The sequence below is a fragment of the uncultured Pontibacter sp. genome (genome assembly GCF_947492645.1).
GTDB lineage: Bacteria > Bacteroidota > Bacteroidia > Cytophagales > Hymenobacteraceae > Pontibacter.
On record NZ_CANLMZ010000008.1, the window covers coordinates 802,294 to 822,312 of the forward strand.

Here is a 20,019-nt window from a genome sequence, read left to right on the forward strand (position 1 = left end):
ATTAAGCAGCGGCCTCTTTTATACTTGGTTTAATTGGTGTTTGCTCGGGAAACCTATTTCTGGTTCTTAATCAAAGGTCATACTTTGTACCCGTAAAGGCTCAAGACTTAGGAGATCCCTTCAGCCCCAGGTCCTTTGTTCTTTGCCTGATCTTTTTCATAAAATCTTCGCCTGGGTCTACCTTCTGGGTTCTGTAGCCAGCATCGACCTCCTTCCATAGTGGATGGCCTTCAAAATCCTTATACTCATAATGCCCGATCAGGTATTCGATATCATACTTGCTTTTCAGGTATCTAACCAAATCCTCATTTGCTTTCAGCTGCGCTTTAGTTAAGCCTTCTTTGCCGCCTCCTACATTTTCTACGCCAATAGCACAATGGTTTAAGCCTATTACGTGGCGTGCAAAAGCTGTGTCCGGAAGCTGCCGATAAACAGTACCATCGCGGTCTACTAAAAACTGAGCGGATACATTTAAATTGCTAGCTGAGCCAATCTCTGTTCGAGCTCCCGGCAACAGCGTAGGGTTCATGGCTGCGAAAGACCTCTCTAGTGTAGGTATGGCCGTCCAATGTAGCACGATCATCTTAGGTTCTATGTAAGGCGCATCCTGTTGCATGTTATACCTGGTTTCCATATACTCCAGCGAGAGCTGCTTCCGTTCCTCATCAAAAACAATAGGCTTTTCGAGAATTTGGAAAGCTGGCCCGGAGCAGGCGCTCAGCAACAGCAGGCTTATGGCTCCTGCACTTACGGCCATTTGTTTCAACAAAACTGGTTTTAAGTTCATTGCAGTAAGTTTATAGATGATTTATACTTCATTTTATACTTCGCAGCTACTGTGCACTTACGTCTACATAATGCTCTCTGGCACGAATAGCCTCTTCCAATGCTTCTTCTGGTTTATCCAGGATATTTAAGATAACAGACCTGTTTTTGTGGCACTTCGCAGCTACATAAGAGTCCGGGAAAGAGCGGGCAGAGCGGGTAAACAGTTCATATGCCTGCTGCAGTAAAGTAGAATCTGACTGTTGCATAAATTCACGTCCTTTCAGGAAATCCTGCTTCCAAAGCCGGGCCGTTTCGTTCATCCGTTCAGCCTCCTGAAATGCCTTAAAAGGCTGAAGGTTGACGAGAGTGTTTTTGGGTAGGATAACTGGAGACGGCTTGCTGAAAAAAACCTCGAGTGCTGCAACGTAGGCTTTTGTTTCCCGGCGGTTGTAGGCTTTCCTTTTCAAACGCTTCTCTTCTGCCGCATTTGTGAAAAAGGATGCCTCTGCAATTATACCGGGTATACCGTAAGTATCACGCAATACTTTTGCACCTGCGGTTGGGAAGATGGTATGATCAGAAACTAAACTTACAGGAGAGTTAGTTTTGTAAAGATGGTCAGACAGCGCAGCAGCAACCGCTTTACCTAAAGCCACGCTGCCTTTGTTTTCAGAAGCACTCCCATGAAAGTAGATGATTGGAAAGTTAACCTCAGGGTCTGCTGTAGCATTATGGTGGACCGACAAGAAAACATCTGCCTGCTTCTCAACAGCCAGTTTGGCCCGTTCCCCAAGCGGGATATTATCATCGGCAGTACGGGTCATCAACACAGTAGCGCCTTTTCCTTCAAGCATTTTTTGCAGTAGTAAAGCCACCCGTAGGTTAACCCACTCTTCCCGCTCACCAGTAGGACCTTTGCGGTAACTGTCTATCTCAGCCGTTCCGCCATGCCCGGCATCAAGGCAAATTACTTTACCGGCCAATGGGCTGGGCTGCTTCTGGGCAGCCAAAGGATTATACACAAATATGTGTAGTATAAAACAGAGAAGTAGTAAACGTGGTTGCATTGGGCTTAGCTTGGAACTCTCGTTATACTTAAATATAGTAAAAAAGAAGTCCTCCTTTTCAGGAGGACTTCTAAACCTGCAATTATTAGCTAATTATTCTGGCACATTCCACCAAAGTGGGGTTAACAAACGATACTGCTCTGAGTTATCCCCGATCTGATCACCATTACGGTTCTGTTCATTCGTTTCATACACCATGGCTTGTATCCATTGGTTTGGATCGTTTTCATTGAACACAACGGTATTGATGTTTGCTGGCCGCTGCAGGTAGGGCCCGTAAATCTCCTGGCTGTAGTCCATACGGCGCATATCTACCCATGTCTCTGGGTTTAAGCATTGGGTAATGTACTTCTGCCGCATAATATGACTCAGGCCTTGTGCCTGGTTACCAAAATGGTTTGCAACACCATCTGCCAACTGTGCTGCCCAATACGCGTTAATTTCATTGCCCGGCACTCCTAACTTACGCATATTAGCTCTCACTCCTTCTTCGTATGCTGCCAGCGCTCCGGCAGCATCCCCTGAACGCAATCTGGCTTCTGCCTCAATCAGTTTTACCTCCGAATAAGTAATAAACGGGAAAGGAGAAGTTGCTTTTGTGTAAAAACCACTATTCTTGAATTGGCCATAGTCTTCTACATCTGTAAACTCACCAGAGCCTCCCTGGCCCCCTGCCAGTCCCAGGCCGGATTTTAAGCCCCGATACATACCATCTGATGGCGCAGGTTGCATAATGCGGCTAATGCGGGGGTCCTGATAATCTGTCTCTGTTACAGGGAAGTTCTGCAAAATGTCTACAAAGAATTGTGTCCAGGTGAAGTAGCGGTTGTTTACCGGATCTACTGAAGTAAAGCCGCCCCAGCTATACCACGGGTTTTCATCAGTCTGCTGGCCACCTGTCAGGTAAGCAAACTCTGCATCCATTCCATCGCCGTTAAAGCCATTCTGCGTTGCTTCAATTATTTTCTGGGCATCATACAGGTTGCTTTTCTTGGATAGATGGTTCATGTACCTGGCCTTTAAAGACCACGCAAAACGTCGCCATTTATCTACATCCCCCTGGTACATGATATCACCACCGCTAAAGTTCAGCGGGGTTTTATTGTCAGGGTTATCAAAAGCGACAATAGCCTCATCCAGCAACTGCTGAATTTTCTGGTACACTTCCTCCTGCGAGTTAAAGGTAGGGGTAAGATTAATCTGAGAATTACCATCATAGTAATCGTCTACCACTATGGCTCCGTATTGATCAGTCAGCATTCCGTAATTAAGTGCCAGAAGTGTTTTACCGGCACCAACAAAATGTGGGTTGCCTTCTTTCTCACCCAACACGATGAGGTCTACACAGTTTGGCATAGTAAACACATAGGCATTTTGCCAGAAGAAGTAACTAGCTGTAAACCTCCATGTTTCTGCGTTTCTGTTTGTACCCGTAGTTAATGCTGTAGAAGCATATTGCGTAACAGCCGCCACTTCCCTGGATCCTCGCCACATAGCGGCGCCATTTGTTGTAGTAATGGCTCCTACCAGGCGGCTATGAGCCGGCACCGAGGTAGGAAGATTAGGATCAGCGTTTACATCCAGATAATCATCACACGAAGTATTAAATACCAATGCAGCGGAGATCAGGAACAGCTTTATTTTCAGAAATTTATTTTTCATGATGAAGAACAGTTTACAGGGTTAATTTTAAGCCAACATCGAAACCGCGTGTAGCCGGAACACCTAAGTTGTCAAAGCCGAAGGAGCCGGAACCACCTACACCCGCACCGCTTCCTGATACTTCAGGATCAACACCGGAGTAATCGGTTATCAGAATCAGGTTACGACCTGTTCCAAATACCTGCAGATTGCTGATTGGCATTTTCTCCAGGAGTCGTGATGGCAGATTATAAGTCAGAGTAATGTAGCGCATTCTTAGCCAACCTCCGTCTTCTACAAAGTCGTAGCCCTGGAAAGGGTAAATCGTTTGGTAGTAATCCTGATCCAGCACTACGCTTGTGGTATTAGGCTCACCAGTTGATTCGATAATACCCTCAAACACTCTTGTCTGGCCTCTGTCTAAGGTTTTAGTGCTTAAGCCAGATCGCACCAGGGTATTTTCGGTGGCATTATAAATATCTCCGCCCACACGAATATCCCATAGGAAAGAGAGCGACAGGTTTTTATAGGTTAGCGTATTTGTGATACCCCCCGTCCAATCGGGGGTACGGTCTCCGATGTACTGCAACGTAGACTGTACCTGCGGGTAGCCTTCATCGTTCAACAGTAACTGTCCCTGCTCATTGCGCTTCCAAACGTTACCGTTTATACCGAACAAAGAACCTCCTAAAAAGGCTGCACCCTGCGCCACGTTACCAGCCACCCACGCATCCGATAACTCAACACGGTCAAGGGTACCAGGCAGGTCTTTTACTGTGGCTTTGTTTTTGGCGATGTTGAAGTCCAGTTGCCAGGTAAAATTATCGTTTGTAACGGGCTGTGTATTTAGCAACAGCTCCACTCCTTCGTTATCTATCCGGCCTCCGTTCATGTAAGCCAGAAAAGCTCCTGAAGAAGGAGGCGTTCTGGTGCCCAGGATCTGCTCGTCGGTGCTTGTTTTATAGTATGTCACATCGAGGCCTAACCTGTTGCGAAGAAAACGAACATCCGTACCTATCTCAATAGAGTTTGTAAACTCAGGCTTTAGCGCGGGGTTGCCATAATAGTCGTTTGCATTGGAAATGAAGCCACGAGGGGCAATGGTAAAACTATTGGTAGCAGTAGCAAGCGTTGTTGCCAATACGTGAGGTGGCGCATCTTTACCTACTCTGGCCCACGAAGCTCTGATCTTAGCAAAAGACAGGATGCTATTACCTGAAGTCACACCTATGTCCTCCAGCAGGTCTGTAACTACCAGGGAGGCGCTCACAGATGGATAAAAGAAAGAACGGTTGTTTACAGGTAAAGTCGAAGACCAATCGTTGCGGCCACGGAAGCTCAGAAAAGCAATTCCTTTCCAATCCAGGTTCAAATCCCCGAATGCACCTACAATTCGGCGCCGCGAAATGCCCTGTGACACCGTTCTGTCGGTTTGAACGACGTTATTTATACTTGCAAAGTCAGGATCGATGAAGTTGCGGCCGTACCATGTAGCCGTTTGTCGACGAAAGTCCTCTAAATTGTGGCCTAATGTCAGGCTGGTATTAAAGTTGCCGAATGATTTTTTACCTGTTACCAGCAAAGTGGAGGTAGTGATGCGGTTATTTGTAGTGGACTCCGATAAAGCACCTTTTTCTTCTCCTACAGCCGTAGTGCCTGGCATTCGGACACTCTTAAAGTTGTCGGTATAATAGTCAGTACCTAGCCGGTAGGTTACATTCAAAAACGTGAAAGGATCATAATTAACCGTACCAACAGCCATAATACGGTCTACATCGCTGGTGAGAGGCTTGTTTCTAACGCTCCAATGCGGGTTGTCATTAACTCCGATTGTGCGTTGTGTACCATCCGGGTTCAGGTAATTGCTCATGTCATCGTTCAGAGGCCAGTAGACAGCACCCATCACTCCACTTGCGCTACCCTGCGATACATACGTTCTTCCGGTTTTAATGTAGTTTGCGGTTCCGCCGATTCTAAGTTTCTCGCCAACCTTTGTATCAGCCGACAATCTGAATGAGTTACGTTCCAGTTCCGTATTTTTCACAATACCGTTTTGGTCAAAATGCGAGGCAGACGCATAGAAAGTAGTCTGGTCAGTACCGCCGCTCACGCTTAGATCATGTTTCTGTGTAAAAGCTGACTTGAATATACTTTCCAAATTGTCATACCTTGTTTCATTCTCAGCAAATGCTGGCCCCCATGATCCTATCGCTGCCGGGTCAAACGCACCTTGCTCTCCCTGCTTGTATACAGACTGGAAGTCCGGCAATTTATTCACCTTATCAAAAGAGAAAGTGTTTGAGTAATTAATCTTGGCTCTGCCGGCTGTTCCTTTTTTAGTTGTAATCACTACCACACCTTCTGCCGCTCGCAAGCCATACAATGCCGCCGCAGAAGGCCCTTTTAATACAGTAATGCTGGCAATATCCTCAGGGTTGATATCGATAGCACGGTTAGAAGCAGGCGCAATTCCGGCCTCAAGCCCGCCTTGCCCCACAGCGGTTGTATTATCAACCGGTATACCGTCTACTACATAAAGCGGTTGGTTATTACCACTTAAAGATGTGCCTCCCCGAATTAACATGATAGCTGATGCCCCAGGAGCTCCGCCAGAGTTTGTGATCTGCACACCCGCTACCTTACCCTGCATGGCATTAACGATATTGGCCTGCTGGGTTTCGGTGATATCGCTGGACTGGAGTTCCTGTACTGAATAGCCGAGGGCCCTTTTCTCCTGCTCCACCCCAAAGGCAGTTACCACCACCTCGCTCAGGTTCTGTGCACTTTCCTGCAGCGCGACGTTTATAGTCGAAGTGCTCCCAACGGTGGTCTCCTTTGATACATACCCAATAAATCGGAAGATAAGCGTACTACCTGCAGGTGCCTGTAAGCTATACTTACCTTCGGCGTCGGTGTAGGTGCCAGTTGTTGTTCCTTTTACCGCCACACTTACACCTGGTAGTGGCGTGTTATCCGCAGCAGAGGTTACTTGCCCGGAAATAGAAACACTTTGTGCCCATCCTTGCCAAGGTATTAAGCCAAGGCATAAGAGGAATAAAAGTAGTAATGATTTTTTCATAAGCTCATTGTTATAACTTAGACTTACATTTATATTCTTTATACGTATATATCTTATAATGAATATATTATTGTAAATTATTTTTAAATTCGAGGCATTCAACTCTTTAGGCACTTACAATATCGGGGATTACTCAGAGAGGCTGGCAGCGGTATTGCAGTACTTTAATACAGAATACAAACCTGTAGTAAAACAAAAGAGCGGGTGTGCTGCAACTAGTTGCAGCACACCCGCTCTTTTGTTTTACAGGGTAAAATTATATGTTATCCGTTAGCCAACTTTAATCACAATTTTACCGAATTGCTTACCGGCCTCCATGTAGCGCATGGCTTCTTCAGTTTGATCTAGCGGGAACACAATGTCCACTACTGGTCGAATACCGTGCTCGTCCACCAGCCTCACCATTTCTGCAAAGTCCTGTGCGGTTCCCATTGTGCTGCCATGTATAGCCAGCTGCTTCCAGAAAATTTCTGCTGGGTTTAAGTGCCCTATTTTGCCTGTTGTACCGCCATACATGCCAATGCGCCCACCGGGTTTGGCTAATTTAACTAACTGCACAAACCCTTCGCCAGCCGCACCGTCAACTATCACATCAAAACCTTTTGCTATTGCCTTAAGCTCTTTGCCCCAGTTCTCGTTTTTATAATTTACGCCCCCTTTTGCTCCCAGGTCAATTGCCAGTCCTATTTTCTCATCTGAGCCAGAGGTTACCCATACTTCGGCTCCAATGGCTGCAGCAAACTGAATAGCAAACAAGGCCACTCCCCCACCGGCACCGGTTACCAATACCCTGTCTCCTGGCTGTATGCCACATTTTGTAAACATAGCACGGTAAGCTGTTACGCCTCCCAAGGGCAGGGCGGCAGCTTCCTCAAAGGTCAGGTGGTCTGGTTTTTCGTAGAGGTTGGCGGCACGCACTTTTACGTATTCGGCAAAAGCGCCATCCTCAGGCATTCCCAAAACTTTAAAATTCACAGCTTGCGCTCTTGGGTTATCTCCCCAGTCAGATGATGGGTCTACAATCACCTCTTTACCTACCCAGGCAGCATCAACACCCTCTCCTACTTCTGTTACAATACCGGCGCAATCAGAGCCAAGTATAGCAGGGTATTCTTTCGTAAAATAGCGGCCATACTGTATCCAAACGTCGCGGTGGTTCAGGGCAGCCGCCTTTACCTGCACTATCGCTTCGCCAGGTCCGGCTACCGGTTTCTCTTTCTCAATTAAGGTAAAAGGTTTGTCGATGGCTTCGAGGTATATCGCTTTCATGGTTTTCTTTTGAGTTGATGTTAGGGCTATTGTACAAAGTTAATAGATCTGAATTGAGTATAAAGCGCTGTTTGCATTGCCATTTAGTCTTTCACCTTATAACTTGCACAAGTATACTTACACAAGCATATGCGCACAACCATCTATATCAGACCAGCTACACAGGCAGATATACCTTGTATAAACAGCCTGGCACAGGCTATCTGGAGCCCTACTTACAGCAGTATACTCGCTCAGGAGCAAATAGATTATATGTTCGGAGTTATTTATACGGAAGAAGCGCTCCGGCAGCAGATGCAGGAAGGCCAGACATTCCTACTATTGCATGAAGGAGAGCGCCCGGTTGGCTTTGCTGCTTATTCTGTTAAAAATGCCGCAGACAAAGTATACAAACTAAACAAAATTTACCTGCTGCCAGCATGCCAGGGCAAAGGCTACGGAAAACTGCTGCTAACAACAGTAGAGGAGAAAGTAAAACAGGAGGGTGCCGCCATACTTGACTTAAATGTGAACCGCCATAACAAAGCAAAAGACTTTTATGAGCGTTGCGGTTATCATGTGCATCAACAGGAAGACATTGCCATTGGCCCTTATTGGATGAATGACTATGTAATGCGGAAAGAACTGTAACAGCAAGTATAAAAAAAGGGCAGCCAATGGCTGCCCTCTCAATTAACCTTAACTTTAAACTCAAACTGTTACTTATGTGCTATTGGGTCTGCGTTGCCATCGGGATCGTTTTTAACTGTACCAGATGTTGACACATTACCCAGCAGCAAAAGACCTGCCACGTGCGGCGATGCCATCGATGTACCACTAATAGTGTTATAAGCGCCACCTTTCCAGGTAGATTTTATGTTTACGCCAGGTGCGGCATAATCTACGGGTGGGTTGCCGTAGTTAGAAAACGACGCAAATCTATCGTTGATATCCATGGCAGAAACCGTGTATATATTGGCACCGTTTACTCTTGCCGGCGACGAGTTATTGGCGTCCGTACCTTCGTTACCTGCCGCTAAAGCAAACTTTATACCTTTGTTGGCAGCCGCTCTCACCGCATCATCCAGGGCTTGCGAGACGGGGCCTCCTAAGCTCATATTGGCAACATCACCGGTTTTACCCTTGGCTGCTACATAATCCACACCGGCAATTACACCAGAGTAGGCACCACTACCACGCGAATCCAACACTTTAACGGCCACAACTGTAGCGCCGTGCGCCACCCCTACCACTCCGATAGAATTGTTCAAGGCCGCGATAGTACCCGCTACATGGGTGCCATGCCCGTTGTTATCGTCTGGTGTGGCGTCTTTGCCCTTGGTGAAGGCAGTAAAACTTCTGGCTGCATCTACATTTAAATCCGGATGATCAAGGTCTACACCCGAGTCAATAACCCAGGCTGTTTTACCGGCACCGCTTGTAGCTCCTCCAATTCGGGTAATGCCCCATGGGGTTTCCTGCGCTGCCGAGCCGCCTCCACCAGAACCTGGCTTGGCAAGCACCACCACTCTATCGGGCTCTATGTAGGCAACTCTGGGGTCTTTGCGCAAGCTGGCTACTGCTGCATCTGATAGTTCGGCTGCAATACCACTAATGGCTTTCCCGAAGGCTTGCTCAATCTTCGCGTCTTGCACACCGTTAGCTTCCAGAATGCTTTGGCCTGTTTTCCGGACTGCTTCCACACGCTGCTCGTAAGTAGCACCGGCATCTGTGCGCAGGGTTTCATCTTGGTTAAACACAACAATATACTTACCTGCTATAATGGCACCGTTCTCAGAAACAGCATCAATTTCTTGTTGTGGGCTCAATGCTTCAGCGCTGTCCTGATCGCAGGAACTGAAGGTGCAGGCTGCTGTCGTAACTGCGGCGCCGAATAATACAGAGCGTACTAATCCTTTAAAATGTAAAGTGTTTTTCATACTTGTTTTAAGGTGTTAGTTATAAGAAAATAGAAATAAAAATACTCCGACGCAGGTTCTAATATATTGATTACAATTTATATATCAAAACCATATATACTAAAAAATCAAAAATAATATATGGCTAACATCTCCTGTTATAACATAACACGCATAAAAGCGCAAGCTTTTATGCCTTTGCTTTATAGTTTATACACCAGGCAGGAAGAAGTAAGTATACACCTGCTGTTACACAAGTATAAAGCTATACGGGAACAACAGATATTTAAGATACAAGATATTTTAATATATTAGTAAAATACAACTTAAACATACTAATCACCTATACCTGCCTTAGCCATTTTATAGTATATATCCCATTGATTTTGTAGCTTAGTAAAACATAAACCCACGTGTAACATGAGAAAAAGCGCACCTTTAAGAAAACTTGGCTATGCATTTATGGCGGCTGGCAGCATCATGTTTTTTGCAGCCTGCAACCAAACCGATACTACCGGAGATGCTGCAGCGGCTGAAGCAGAACCAGCCCTGGAGCAGCTTACTTCAGAAACTGTTGTAGAGGCCTTAACAGCTTACGGAAAAAAACACCAGGACAGCATTGCTGTAATTGGCACACGCCATGGCGAAATCAAGGTCAGGCTTTATAAGGACACCCCGCTGCACAGGGCCAATTTTGTACGACTAGCCAAAAGCGGATTCTACGATCAGGGTGAGTTTTACCGGGTGGTAAAAGGCTTTGCCATACAAGGCGGCGATTCGGATAACCGTACCATGAAATTCGGGCAGTACAGGCTACCGCAGGAATTCAACACCAAATACATCCATAAAAAAGGCGCGCTGGCCATGGCACGCTACGGTGATGAGCGCAACCCCGACAAAGAGTCATCGTCGCATAACTTTTACATTGTGCTGGGAGAGAAACGCAACGCCGATGAGCTGGCAGCCTACGAGCAACAGCATAATGCCAAGTACACACCCGAGCAGGTTGAAATTTACAACACCATAGGCGGAGAACCCGGATTAGATACTGAATATACTGTTTTCGGAGAAGTGATAGAAGGAATGGATGTAGTTGAAAAAATTGCAGAGGAACCTGTAGATGCCCAAAACTGGCCAAGGCAGGTAGTAAAACATACCATTAAAGTAACGAATAAGTAACACCCATTGGGCAGTAAAAGCACGTTCCGGCACCTTATTGTTGCTGCCAAAATTAAAACCAGCTTATACTAGGCCAGGTGGCTTATACTTTATACTTCTAAAGCTGAAAGCAAGTGCATTTAAAGTATAAAAAAGGGCCGCTAAAGTTTAGCGGCCCTTTTTTATACTTACAAAGTTTTACATTACCATATCTTGGCACGTTCTGCTTCCGCTTTAAACATTTTATCTCCTTTTTCACAACCAAAGGCCTCGTAAAACTGCGGCATGTTAGCTACAGGGCCATTTGTCCGGAAGCGACCTGGCGAGTGCGGGTCAGTTAAAATCTGGCGGTTAAGGTACTCGTCGCGGGCATTGATACGCCAGATCTGTGCCCAGGCCAGGAAGAAGCGCTGCTCCGGTGTAAAACCTGCAATCTTGCCAGGGTTGTTCTTTTCTAATGCCTTTTGCAGGGCTGTGTAGGCAATGTTTAATCCTCCTATGTCGGCTATGTTCTCGCCTAGCGTTAGTTTGCCATTTACATGCATGTTGTCTAACACAGTATAAGCGCTGTATTGGCCTGCAACTGCATCTGCGCGAGCGTTGAACTTCTCAAGGTCTTCTTTGCTCCACCAGTCTTTCAGGTTGCCCTCGAAATCATACTTTGCGCCCTGGTCGTCGAAGCCGTGGGTAAGTTCGTGTCCAATTACAGCACCCATACCCCCATAGTTTACTGCATCGTCGGCGTTCGGATCGAAGAAAGGCGGTTGCAGGATACCAGCCGGAAACACAATCTCGTTCATACTTGGGTTGTAATAAGCATTTACCGTTGGCGGCGACATAAACCACTCGTTGCGGTCTACGGGTTTTCCTATTTTGCCCACGTTCTCCTGAAATGCAAATTGATTGGCCCGCATCACGTTGGCTGCATAAGAACTACGATCCACTTCCAATCCCTTATACTCTTTCCATTTATCAGGATAACCAATTTTAACAGCAAAAGCGCCAAGCTTTTGTTGTGCCCGCTGCTTTGTTTCTTCGCTCATCCAATCCAGGGTGCGCACGTGTTCTCTAAAGGCCTCCTGTAAATTGTTCACCATCTCAAGTGCTTTCTTTTTGGCCTCCGGCGAGAATGTTTTCTGTACATACAACTGGCCCAGAGCCTCCCCCATGGCATCATCCGTAGCTCTTAACACCCGCTTCCAGCGTGGCTGCATTTCTTTAGCACCACTTAATGTTTTACCATAAAAATTAAAGTTTTCCTGCACAAACGGCTGGCTAAGGTAAGGAGCCATCGTTTTAACTAAATGCCATTGGGTGTAGGTTTTCCAGTCTTCCAGCGGTGTGCTTTTTAGCATTGTGTTCAGCTCCTTAAAGAAATCCGGTTGCCCTACAATAACTTCTTTAGCAGTTTGAGCGCCCATGCCTGCCAGTAACTGGCTTATCTTCAGGTTTGGATTCTTGCTCGAGAATTCCTGCACCGTCATTTTATTGTAGTTCGCATATGGGTCGCGGAGATCCACGCGGGCTCGCGATGCCTTAGCCAACCTGTTTTCGATGTTCATAACCGTTTCTGCTTTTTTCTTAGCAGTTGCGGCATCATCACCGACTAGCTTAAACATGTTTTGCAAATGTGTAGCGTAAGCAGTTCTTATTGCTGTAGAGCGTTCATCGGATTTAAGATAATAATCACGATCCGGTAAACTAAGGCCGCCTTGCATGGCGTTTAAAGCATATTGCGTACTGATTTTATCATCCTGAGTAACATAAGTGGTAAAATACCCGCTAACACCTTTTGTTTTAAGATCAGCAATGGCTTTAAAAAGATCATCTGCAGTTTTAACTGCTGCTATTCTCTCAAGTTCTGGCTTTATAGGGTTAATGCCTGCCTTATCAATGGCTACAGAATCCATGCCCGCTGCATAAAAATCGCCGATCATTTGTGCAGCAGACCCTTTAGCAGCAGTTGTATTGGAAGCTGCCTCCTGCAAGAGCTCACGCAATACAACATTGTTTTTTTCGGCCAGCTCATTAAAAGACCCCCAGGCACTTTCCGACGCAGGAATCGGATTGTTTTTCACCCAGCCGCCGTTGGCATACTCATAAAAATCCTCGCAGGGGTTTACAGTAGTATCCAGGTTAGCCAGGTCAATGCCACGGCCCATTGTCGTTTCTACAGTTTGTGCGGTGGCATCTTCAGTTGCAGCTGGAGAGCTACAGCCTGCCAGCAGCATGCCTGCCACAAGCGCTTGGTAGGAAAACAGATGTATACTTTTCATGGTGCTGTTTTATGTATAGTTAGATGTATAAATGAGCAAACCAGAGAACGCTGCAAAAGCAATGAAGCCTAACAGCAGCCAGAAACTTATACTTAGTACCTGAATAGCTTGTTACAGCCACACCAGGTTGCACGGTTCAAGCCTTTATACATGCAGCAGCCAAGTATACACCCGCACCAGCCGCTGTTGCGCAAAACCAAGCCTGTACAACGCATAAATCAAGAAATAACCTGCCTGCAGTTTGTACACTCCCACTTGTTTATACTTTCTGCAAGAGGTGGTAACGTACTGCCCGAGCACTTTAAACGTTGTTACTTTGCGCAGCCGCTTAACTATTTCCTGGTCCTCCAGCAACAGCATTTGCTCTCTAAAGCCCCCAATTTGCTTAAATACCTCGCTCGTCACGAAAAGGCTCTGGTCACCGAACCGAAGGGCATCTACATCAAACCGCGTAAACCAGGCATTCAGGTTCAGAAACCAATGCGATGTATTGAACTTTAACCTGAAACACCCGCTACTGTAGCCTTGCCGCACGGCTTGCTTTATACTAGCTTCAAAGTTTTGTGGTGGATAAGTATCAGCATGCAGAAAGTATAAAACTGCGCCTTCGGCAATGGCAGCTCCCTGGTTAAGCTGAGGCGCTCGCCCTCTTCCGCTGCAAAGTATAACCTTTGCTCCTGCACGTTCTGCTATGCTCCTGGTTGCATCGGTGCTGCCCCCGTCTGCCACAATAATCTCCGTTTCCGGGTTTGTATGCTGCTTCAGGAATTCCAACAGCGCTGCAATGTTTTTTTCTTCCTGCAGGGTGGTATGATAATACTTACTTTCACCTTTATTTTTAAAAGCGCTGTGTAAAAGTATAAACCTTGCTTAGCATACGTCTTGTTTTCAAAAAGTTTTATCTTTCGAAAGTATAATACATTGTCGTTTGAGCGCTACTTACTTACTAACTTTTTTTATGCTGCCCCCGCTGTGCATTCGCTATGCCGGCAAGTCTATGGCTTTGGCAGAGGTTACACCTTTACAGGCCTTACTTTTGGTGGCTGTAGTTTATGCCTGCATAGAGCTTGCCCAATACGGGATAAAACAAATGCGGCTAAGGCCATTTATACTTGAGCTGCGGCGCCAGCAGCTGCCATACTATGCCACGCTATCGCTGGTACAGCAAAAGCAGTTTGAGAAGCGCGTGGCAAATTTTATACTTCAGAAAAGCTTTGTGGCACGCGGCAGCGGCTTTACTGTTACTACCCCCATGAAGGTACGCATCGCAGCCAGCGCTGTACAATTAACCTTTGGGCTTCGGCCGGTATACTTTTCCCATTTCAAAACATTGCTTGTTTACCCCGACAGGTACTATTCTACTATCTTTAAGCGCTACCATTGCGGCGAAGTAAACATGCGCGGTTACATTGTATTATCGTGGGCAGATTTTGAAAACGGCTACAGCAATGCCACAGATGGTTTTAACCTGGGTTTGCACGAAATGGCACATGCCCTACACCTCGAAAACGTGATCCGGAATAACGAGTATGATTTTCTGGACAGGGAGCACCTGCAAGTATGGAACAATCTCTCTAAAAGCGAGATGCAGCAGCAAAGATATACACAAAGCGGTTTTATAAGACAGCAAGCCTGCCACGATGAGCACGAGTTTTTCGCCGTTTGTGTTGAGTCTTTTTTTGAGCGGTCACATGAGTTCAGGCTTTCTAACCCGCTGTTGTACGATGCTATGAGCCAGCTGCTGCAGCAGGACCCGGCGCGTAGGGTTTATCAGTTGTAGCTTTGAGCTTTACCTAATTAACCATCTCAAACCATCCCTCCTTATCCAGACAGTATAATTCTGGCCTTACTCCTGCAAAAGTATAAGCGCTGTAGCTGCTGTTTAACCTCCCCCTATCAAGATCCTTAATAGGATGGCAAAAATGAATACATAAACTACCTTGGCGGCGGCATAAGCAGCACACAAAGCTTCCCCGCTTTAAACCAGGAAGTATAGGCTCTGAGGGGCAGGTGTATTTGGTACAGAATTGCAAGAATTATCAGCCAGTCTTTAAAAGAAGCGTGCCGCTTGAAATAGGATATGCCCATAAACAAAAGTCCCCGGCTAAAGTATAGCCGGGGACTTTTGCAAAGTATGCAGTATGATATTTTACTGCACAGGGCGGTTTTTCACATAAGTATTCAACCATTGGTCCATCTCCCACAACATGTGCATGATAGACTCTTTGCCTCTGTAGCCATGCGACTCAGCTGGCAGGAAGACTAACCTGGTGGTAACGCCATGCCCTTTCAGCGCATTGTAATAACGCTCGCTCTGAATCGGGAAAGTACCGGAGTTATTATCAGCCTCACCGTGTATTAACAGGATTGGCGTTTTAACCTTATGGGCGTAAGAGAACGGAGACATCTGGAAGTATACTTCTGGTGCCTCCCAGTAAGAGCGCTCTTCCTGCTGGAAACCAAACGGCGTTAAAGTACGGTTATAAGCACCGCTACGCGCAATTCCGGCCGCAAACAGATCAGAGTGCGCCAGTAAGTTAGCCGTCATGAAAGCACCGTAAGAGTGGCCACCCACGGCAACACGCTTCGGATCAACAACACCCATGCTTACCACCTTGTCAATGGCAGCTTTTGCGCTTGCCACCAACTGCTCTACGTACGTATCGTTTGGCTGCGCATCGCCTTCGCCTACAATCGGCATATCAGTTCTATCCAAAACGGCATAGCCTTGCGTTACCCAGAACAACGGAGAACCAGAGCTGATGCGGGTAAACTCGTAAGGTGAGCTTTTTACCTGACCGGCGGCATCAGCATTCTTAAACTCACGCGGGTAAGCCCACATCAGCATCGGAAGCGGCTTATCGCCTTTTTTATAGTCTTTTGGCAAGTATAAAATAGCTGTAAGTTTCACGCCATCGTTACGCTCGTACTGCAGCATTTCTTTCTGCACACCTTCCAGTTGCGGTGTTGGGTGAGGGAACTTTGTTACCTGCGTCAGTTGCTTTTTGCTAAGGTCGCGCACAAAGTAGTTTGGTGGGTCGTTCTCAGATTCTCTTCTGGTGATGATCTTTTTGCTGTTCAGGTCAATGATATCTACCGGACGCTCATAGTATGGCGCTTCAGACCTCCAAAGTATGTTGGCCTTCTTGTTCTTCAGGTTAAACTCACTTACAAATGGCCTGTTGCCCTCCGGCGATCCACCCTCAGAGATCATATAAATGTGCTGGCCTTTTTTGTCGGTTAAAAGCACGTTGCGGCCGTACTGGTTCTTCGTGTAAACCGGCGAGCCTGGGTCGTTGTAACCGTCTTCATAAGACCTTTCGATTAACACTACAGCGGCTTTAGACGGTTTGCTCGGATCTATCAGGCTGCTGCGCTCTGTTCTGGTTTTCCACCAACGCTCGTTCACAATTGCCAAGTTGTTCTGGCCCCATTGTACGCCTCTGTAGCGATACTTTGTAGCGGCCAGTTGCGTTGGCTTAGCTGTAAATGGCGCATCCAAAGTATAAACTTTATCTCTAACGGCAACTTCCTTGTTAGCGTCGCCGCCATCTTGAGCCTCTGCCCAATACAGGCTGGCCGGTTTGTCAGGGCGCCAGTTGTAGCTGCGCGGGCCTTTGGCTACGGCATCAAATGCAATCGGAATGTCTTCTGCCAATGGCAATTTAGCCAATTCCTTCACCACTTTGCCATCGCGGCTCCATACTTCTACTTGGTACGGGAAGTAATAATGCGGCACCAGGTAAGAGTATGGGCGCTGAATAGTAGATACAAGTATAAACTGACCATCCGGCGACATATCTACGCTTTTGATAACGCCTGCTTTGCCAACTGGCTGCTGCTGCCCGTCTAGTGTTACAAACTTAAGCTGCGTGGCCATGTAGTAGTCAAACAGGTCTTCGTCGTAGCGGTTCTTCAGCAAGTCCTGGTAGGTGCGTGATGGCCTGGCTTTGCCGATGTTCTGCTGCACGTTTGGCCCGGCAGGAACGTAGCTATACTTTGGCATCTCGCCACGCTTCTCGTCAATAAACTTAACCAAAAGGTTTTTGCTGTCTGATGTCCACTCGAAAGGGCGGCCGCTGTAAGCATCGTTTACCACCGCGTTCGTCAGCTTCTTCGCCTGCTTCGTGCTAAGGTCTGCAATCCAAAGTTCTATACCATTTGCAACAGTATTGGTAAAGGCAACATGCTTCTCATCCGGAGACCAGGTAACGTAGGAAATCTGCGCACTGGCAGGCAAGCCTTTAATGTCAGACTCCTGGCCACCATTTACCTGCTTTAGTTTTAAGCCATTGTAGTAGTTGCCGCGGCTTTGGCCATTAGTGGCCGGGTTAATGCGAAGGCCTGCAATGCGGCTTTCCGGTGCCGACACTTCCTCAATGCTTGGGTAGCCTGCGCTTTCCAGCAACAGCATCCAGTCGCCTTTGGCACTTAGGCTCACAGATGGCGTAGAGGGTGCATCAATGATGTCGGCCATGGCCTGTGGGGGCCGTTGGTAGCCGATGTTGGTATCCTGGCCACCCTGTGCCATAGCAACAGGTGCAGCACCGCCCAACAGCAGCAGGCACAGCAGCGATGAGGCTACCTTTCTGGCCGTTCTGGTTTTGGTTAGGTTCATATAAAGTGAATAGGTTAGATAAGAAAAGTTGAACTGTAGACTAAATATAGGATGAAGAGTTTAAACTACTGCCCACTTTTTTGCCATAAAAATTATGCAAAACAACTGCTTGTACTTAAACTTATATATAGTGATACTATTATACTTTAGGTATAATTATTGCTTTGTACTTGTGCAGTAACAATTGATTTCCTGGTGGGGATCATTATCTAACCTTAACTATCAAAAGATGAGAACAGCTTTACACACCAGTATTGTAGTGGCCACCTTTGCTGCTGCTTTATACTTCGCATTTCCGGCAGCCGCCCAGACCACAAGAGGCAAACTAGAGATAAAGAAAAAAGAAGTTTATGTGGTTGATTCGACAAATGTGCTGAAGGTAGACACGCTGATCATGCATGACAAAGCAACTGTACTGTTTGACCCATCAAAGTATGGCATGCTTGAAGCCAGCGTAGCCATCATAGGCGAAAATTGTGTGATATCGGCTAAAGGGATTAATGGACGGAGTGGCACAAATCTTTATACCGGTGAAAATGGTGATAAAGGAGGCAATCTGAGTTTGATCATTAAGTTCGTGCAGTTAGGGCGGCTAACCATAGATATAAGCGGTGGGGACGGAGGCCCGGGAGCCAATGGTATAGATGGAAGCAGAGGAACTGAAGACAGATTTAAAACAATAACTTATACAGACGCAAGTGGTAAAACGCAGACTAAAACTATAACTCTACCAGGCACGCCGGGTAGTGACGGTACGGATGCGACAATGGGCGGTAACCCAGGTGATGGTGGAAAGTTGTTACTGATGTACAGCACAAATGGCTTTATACCTATCTTCAATCATGAAAAGTGGAGCCAGCACAGCATTGTCATAAAGCACCGGGCAGGCCAGAGGGGCAAAAATGGAATCCCTGGCAAAGGCGGGCTTCGTGCCAGAAACGGAGTAGTGCAGGAAGAAAACATCAGTTACGGCAACGATGGACACATCCAGCTATTGAATATGGACAACCGTTAAATCAACTACACCATTCTAACTCATATCATAAAAACCAAGATCTAAGCTGTACTTAAAGTTTTTTCGCATAGCTGCTGCTACAGCCTTGCAACTTGCTTCTTTGGCGCAGGCAAAGAAGCAAGTTGCAAGGCTCTTAAAAACCCTCAGGTAAACAAAATCGCCTTTTAGCCGAAACCATGCAGCATAGCCAAGACCGTACTGCATAGCCAACAAATAGATTAAGAACAAGCTTATAAAATGGAGGCTTTCTGGCCACTTGCGTTTTGGTTAGGTTTGCATCGCCTTTAGATTAGATAAGTGTGAAGTATAAACTGAAGTTATAACTCAGGGTTTAACAGAATTTTAGTATATTAGGATATCGCACTTACACCCTTCCTATCATGACGAACTCTAAAAAGCTGTTATTAGCTCTATTTGCTGTACTGTTGCACTTACAAGCATTTGCCCAGAAACAATCTTTTTCTAAACTAGAGCTAAAACCAGGCGAGGAATTTACTGTAGCACCAGGCAATATCTTAATTGTAGACACCCTTGTACTCCACGATAATTCAGCAATTCGTTTTAATTCTTCTAAAGAAGCAAAACTCGGCGCTAGGGTAGCCTATGTAGGCGAAGGTTGCCTTATAACATCCAAGGGGGCGGATGGAGTACATGGTAGCCTGAACCTGAGTGGTGCAGCTGGCGAAGATGGGGCCAACCTTGAAATCGACGTACATTTTATGGAGCTTGGTAGTCTTACAATTGATACACGCGGCGGGGCCGGGGGAGATGGCTATGTTGGAAAACATGGTGCTAAGGCGTACTCAAAAACATCTTCTTATACAAAAGCAAATGGCAAGGGCGGCTTTGAGCAAGTATCTTATACCGTACCAGTAAGCAGCGGCACTAATGGTGAAAAAGGAACTCCGGGAGGAACAGCTGGAAGTGGCGGCAACCTCAAGCTGATCTACAGCACCAGTAACTTTATTGTGAATTTCAACCAATCATCCCGATCAAACCAAAAACGAAAAGCCCATACAATAGACATTTATTATAAAGCCGGAAAAGACGGCAAAGCAGGAAGAGATGGCGACTCCTATATAGAATCCACAGTTATACGTGGGCTTCCGGTTTCAATCAATCACGAGCCAAAACTAGACGGGCAACTCAAAATAACAAATGCCGGCAAGCTTTAACAAAGTGTGTTTAAGCTACGATCCATAGATCCTGATACTGACGCAGCTAAACCTG

General features: G+C 46.4%; 14 protein-coding genes. 5 read left to right on the forward strand and 9 right to left on the reverse strand.

Annotation, left to right across the window (positions count from 1 at the left end; translation table 11 throughout):
- Nucleotides 1–100 precede the first annotated feature (100 nt).
- The 5 genes from Q1A23_RS13925 to Q1A23_RS13945 form a co-directional block, all read right to left on the reverse strand.
- Nucleotides 101–787 (reverse strand): peptidoglycan recognition family protein, encoded by a 687-nt coding sequence (locus tag Q1A23_RS13925; protein ID WP_299824310.1) that lies wholly within the window; start codon nt 785–787, stop codon nt 101–103.
- Between the two features lie 46 nt (nt 788–833).
- Complete coding sequence (locus tag Q1A23_RS13930) at nt 834–1,790, reverse strand: N-acetylmuramoyl-L-alanine amidase (protein WP_299824312.1); 957 nt, start codon at nt 1,788–1,790, stop codon at nt 834–836.
- Nucleotides 1,791–1,928: 138 nt separating this feature from the next.
- Nucleotides 1,929–3,497, reverse strand: coding sequence for a SusD/RagB family nutrient-binding outer membrane lipoprotein (locus Q1A23_RS13935; RefSeq protein WP_299824313.1), 1,569 nt, complete (start codon nt 3,495–3,497; stop codon nt 1,929–1,931).
- A 13-nt stretch (nt 3,498–3,510) separates the two neighbouring features.
- Nucleotides 3,511–6,555, reverse strand: coding sequence for a SusC/RagA family TonB-linked outer membrane protein (locus Q1A23_RS13940; protein WP_299824315.1), 3,045 nt, complete (start codon nt 6,553–6,555; stop codon nt 3,511–3,513).
- 270 nt (nt 6,556–6,825) lie between these two features.
- The gene (locus Q1A23_RS13945) at nt 6,826–7,824 is read right to left on the reverse strand and encodes a zinc-binding dehydrogenase (protein WP_299824317.1); all 999 of its coding nucleotides are present in this window, start codon (nt 7,822–7,824) and stop codon (nt 6,826–6,828) included.
- A 129-nt stretch (nt 7,825–7,953) separates the two neighbouring features.
- Between Q1A23_RS13945 and Q1A23_RS13950 the strand changes: the two genes are divergently transcribed.
- Nucleotides 7,954–8,454: a GNAT family N-acetyltransferase gene (locus Q1A23_RS13950; RefSeq protein WP_299824319.1), complete on the forward strand. Its 501-nt coding sequence runs from the start codon at nt 7,954–7,956 to the stop codon at nt 8,452–8,454.
- A gap of 68 nt (nt 8,455–8,522) precedes the next feature.
- On the opposite strand, the gene Q1A23_RS13955 is transcribed toward Q1A23_RS13950, so the two are convergent.
- Complete coding sequence (locus Q1A23_RS13955) at nt 8,523–9,743, reverse strand: S8 family peptidase (RefSeq protein ID WP_299824322.1); 1,221 nt, start codon at nt 9,741–9,743, stop codon at nt 8,523–8,525.
- Nucleotides 9,744–10,142: 399 nt separating this feature from the next.
- On the opposite strand from Q1A23_RS13955, the gene Q1A23_RS13960 reads away from it, so the two are divergent.
- Entirely contained in the window at nt 10,143–10,901 is a 759-nt protein-coding gene (locus Q1A23_RS13960) for a peptidylprolyl isomerase (RefSeq protein ID WP_299824324.1), read from the forward strand.
- A gap of 182 nt (nt 10,902–11,083) precedes the next feature.
- On the opposite strand, the gene Q1A23_RS13965 is transcribed toward Q1A23_RS13960, so the two are convergent.
- A complete protein-coding gene (locus Q1A23_RS13965; protein WP_299824326.1) occupies nt 11,084–13,156 on the reverse strand; it encodes a M13 family metallopeptidase in 2,073 nt (690 codons plus the stop codon).
- Between the two features lie 144 nt (nt 13,157–13,300).
- Nucleotides 13,301–14,017, reverse strand: a complete 717-nt coding sequence (locus Q1A23_RS13970; RefSeq protein WP_363322063.1) for a TIGR04283 family arsenosugar biosynthesis glycosyltransferase — start codon at nt 14,015–14,017, stop codon at nt 13,301–13,303.
- 97 nt (nt 14,018–14,114) lie between these two features.
- Here Q1A23_RS13970 and Q1A23_RS13975 point away from each other — a divergent pair, with 97 nt between their 5' ends.
- Nucleotides 14,115–14,936 carry a zinc-dependent peptidase gene (locus tag Q1A23_RS13975; protein WP_299824328.1) on the forward strand — a complete coding sequence of 274 codons (822 nt, stop codon included), beginning with the start codon at nt 14,115–14,117 and terminating at the stop codon, nt 14,934–14,936.
- A gap of 369 nt (nt 14,937–15,305) precedes the next feature.
- Here Q1A23_RS13975 and Q1A23_RS13980 read toward each other — a convergent pair whose 3' ends face one another.
- On the reverse strand, nt 15,306–17,774 hold the full coding sequence (locus Q1A23_RS13980) for a prolyl oligopeptidase family serine peptidase (RefSeq protein WP_299824330.1): 2,469 nt from the start codon (nt 17,772–17,774) through the stop codon (nt 15,306–15,308).
- 229 nt (nt 17,775–18,003) lie between these two features.
- Between Q1A23_RS13980 and Q1A23_RS13985 the strand changes: the two genes are divergently transcribed.
- Nucleotides 18,004–18,789 (forward strand): hypothetical protein, encoded by a 786-nt coding sequence (locus Q1A23_RS13985; RefSeq protein WP_299824332.1) that lies wholly within the window; start codon nt 18,004–18,006, stop codon nt 18,787–18,789.
- Between the two features lie 380 nt (nt 18,790–19,169).
- Nucleotides 19,170–19,964, forward strand: a complete 795-nt coding sequence (locus Q1A23_RS13990) for a hypothetical protein (protein WP_299824333.1) — start codon at nt 19,170–19,172, stop codon at nt 19,962–19,964.
- Nucleotides 19,965–20,019: the final 55 nt, after the last annotated feature.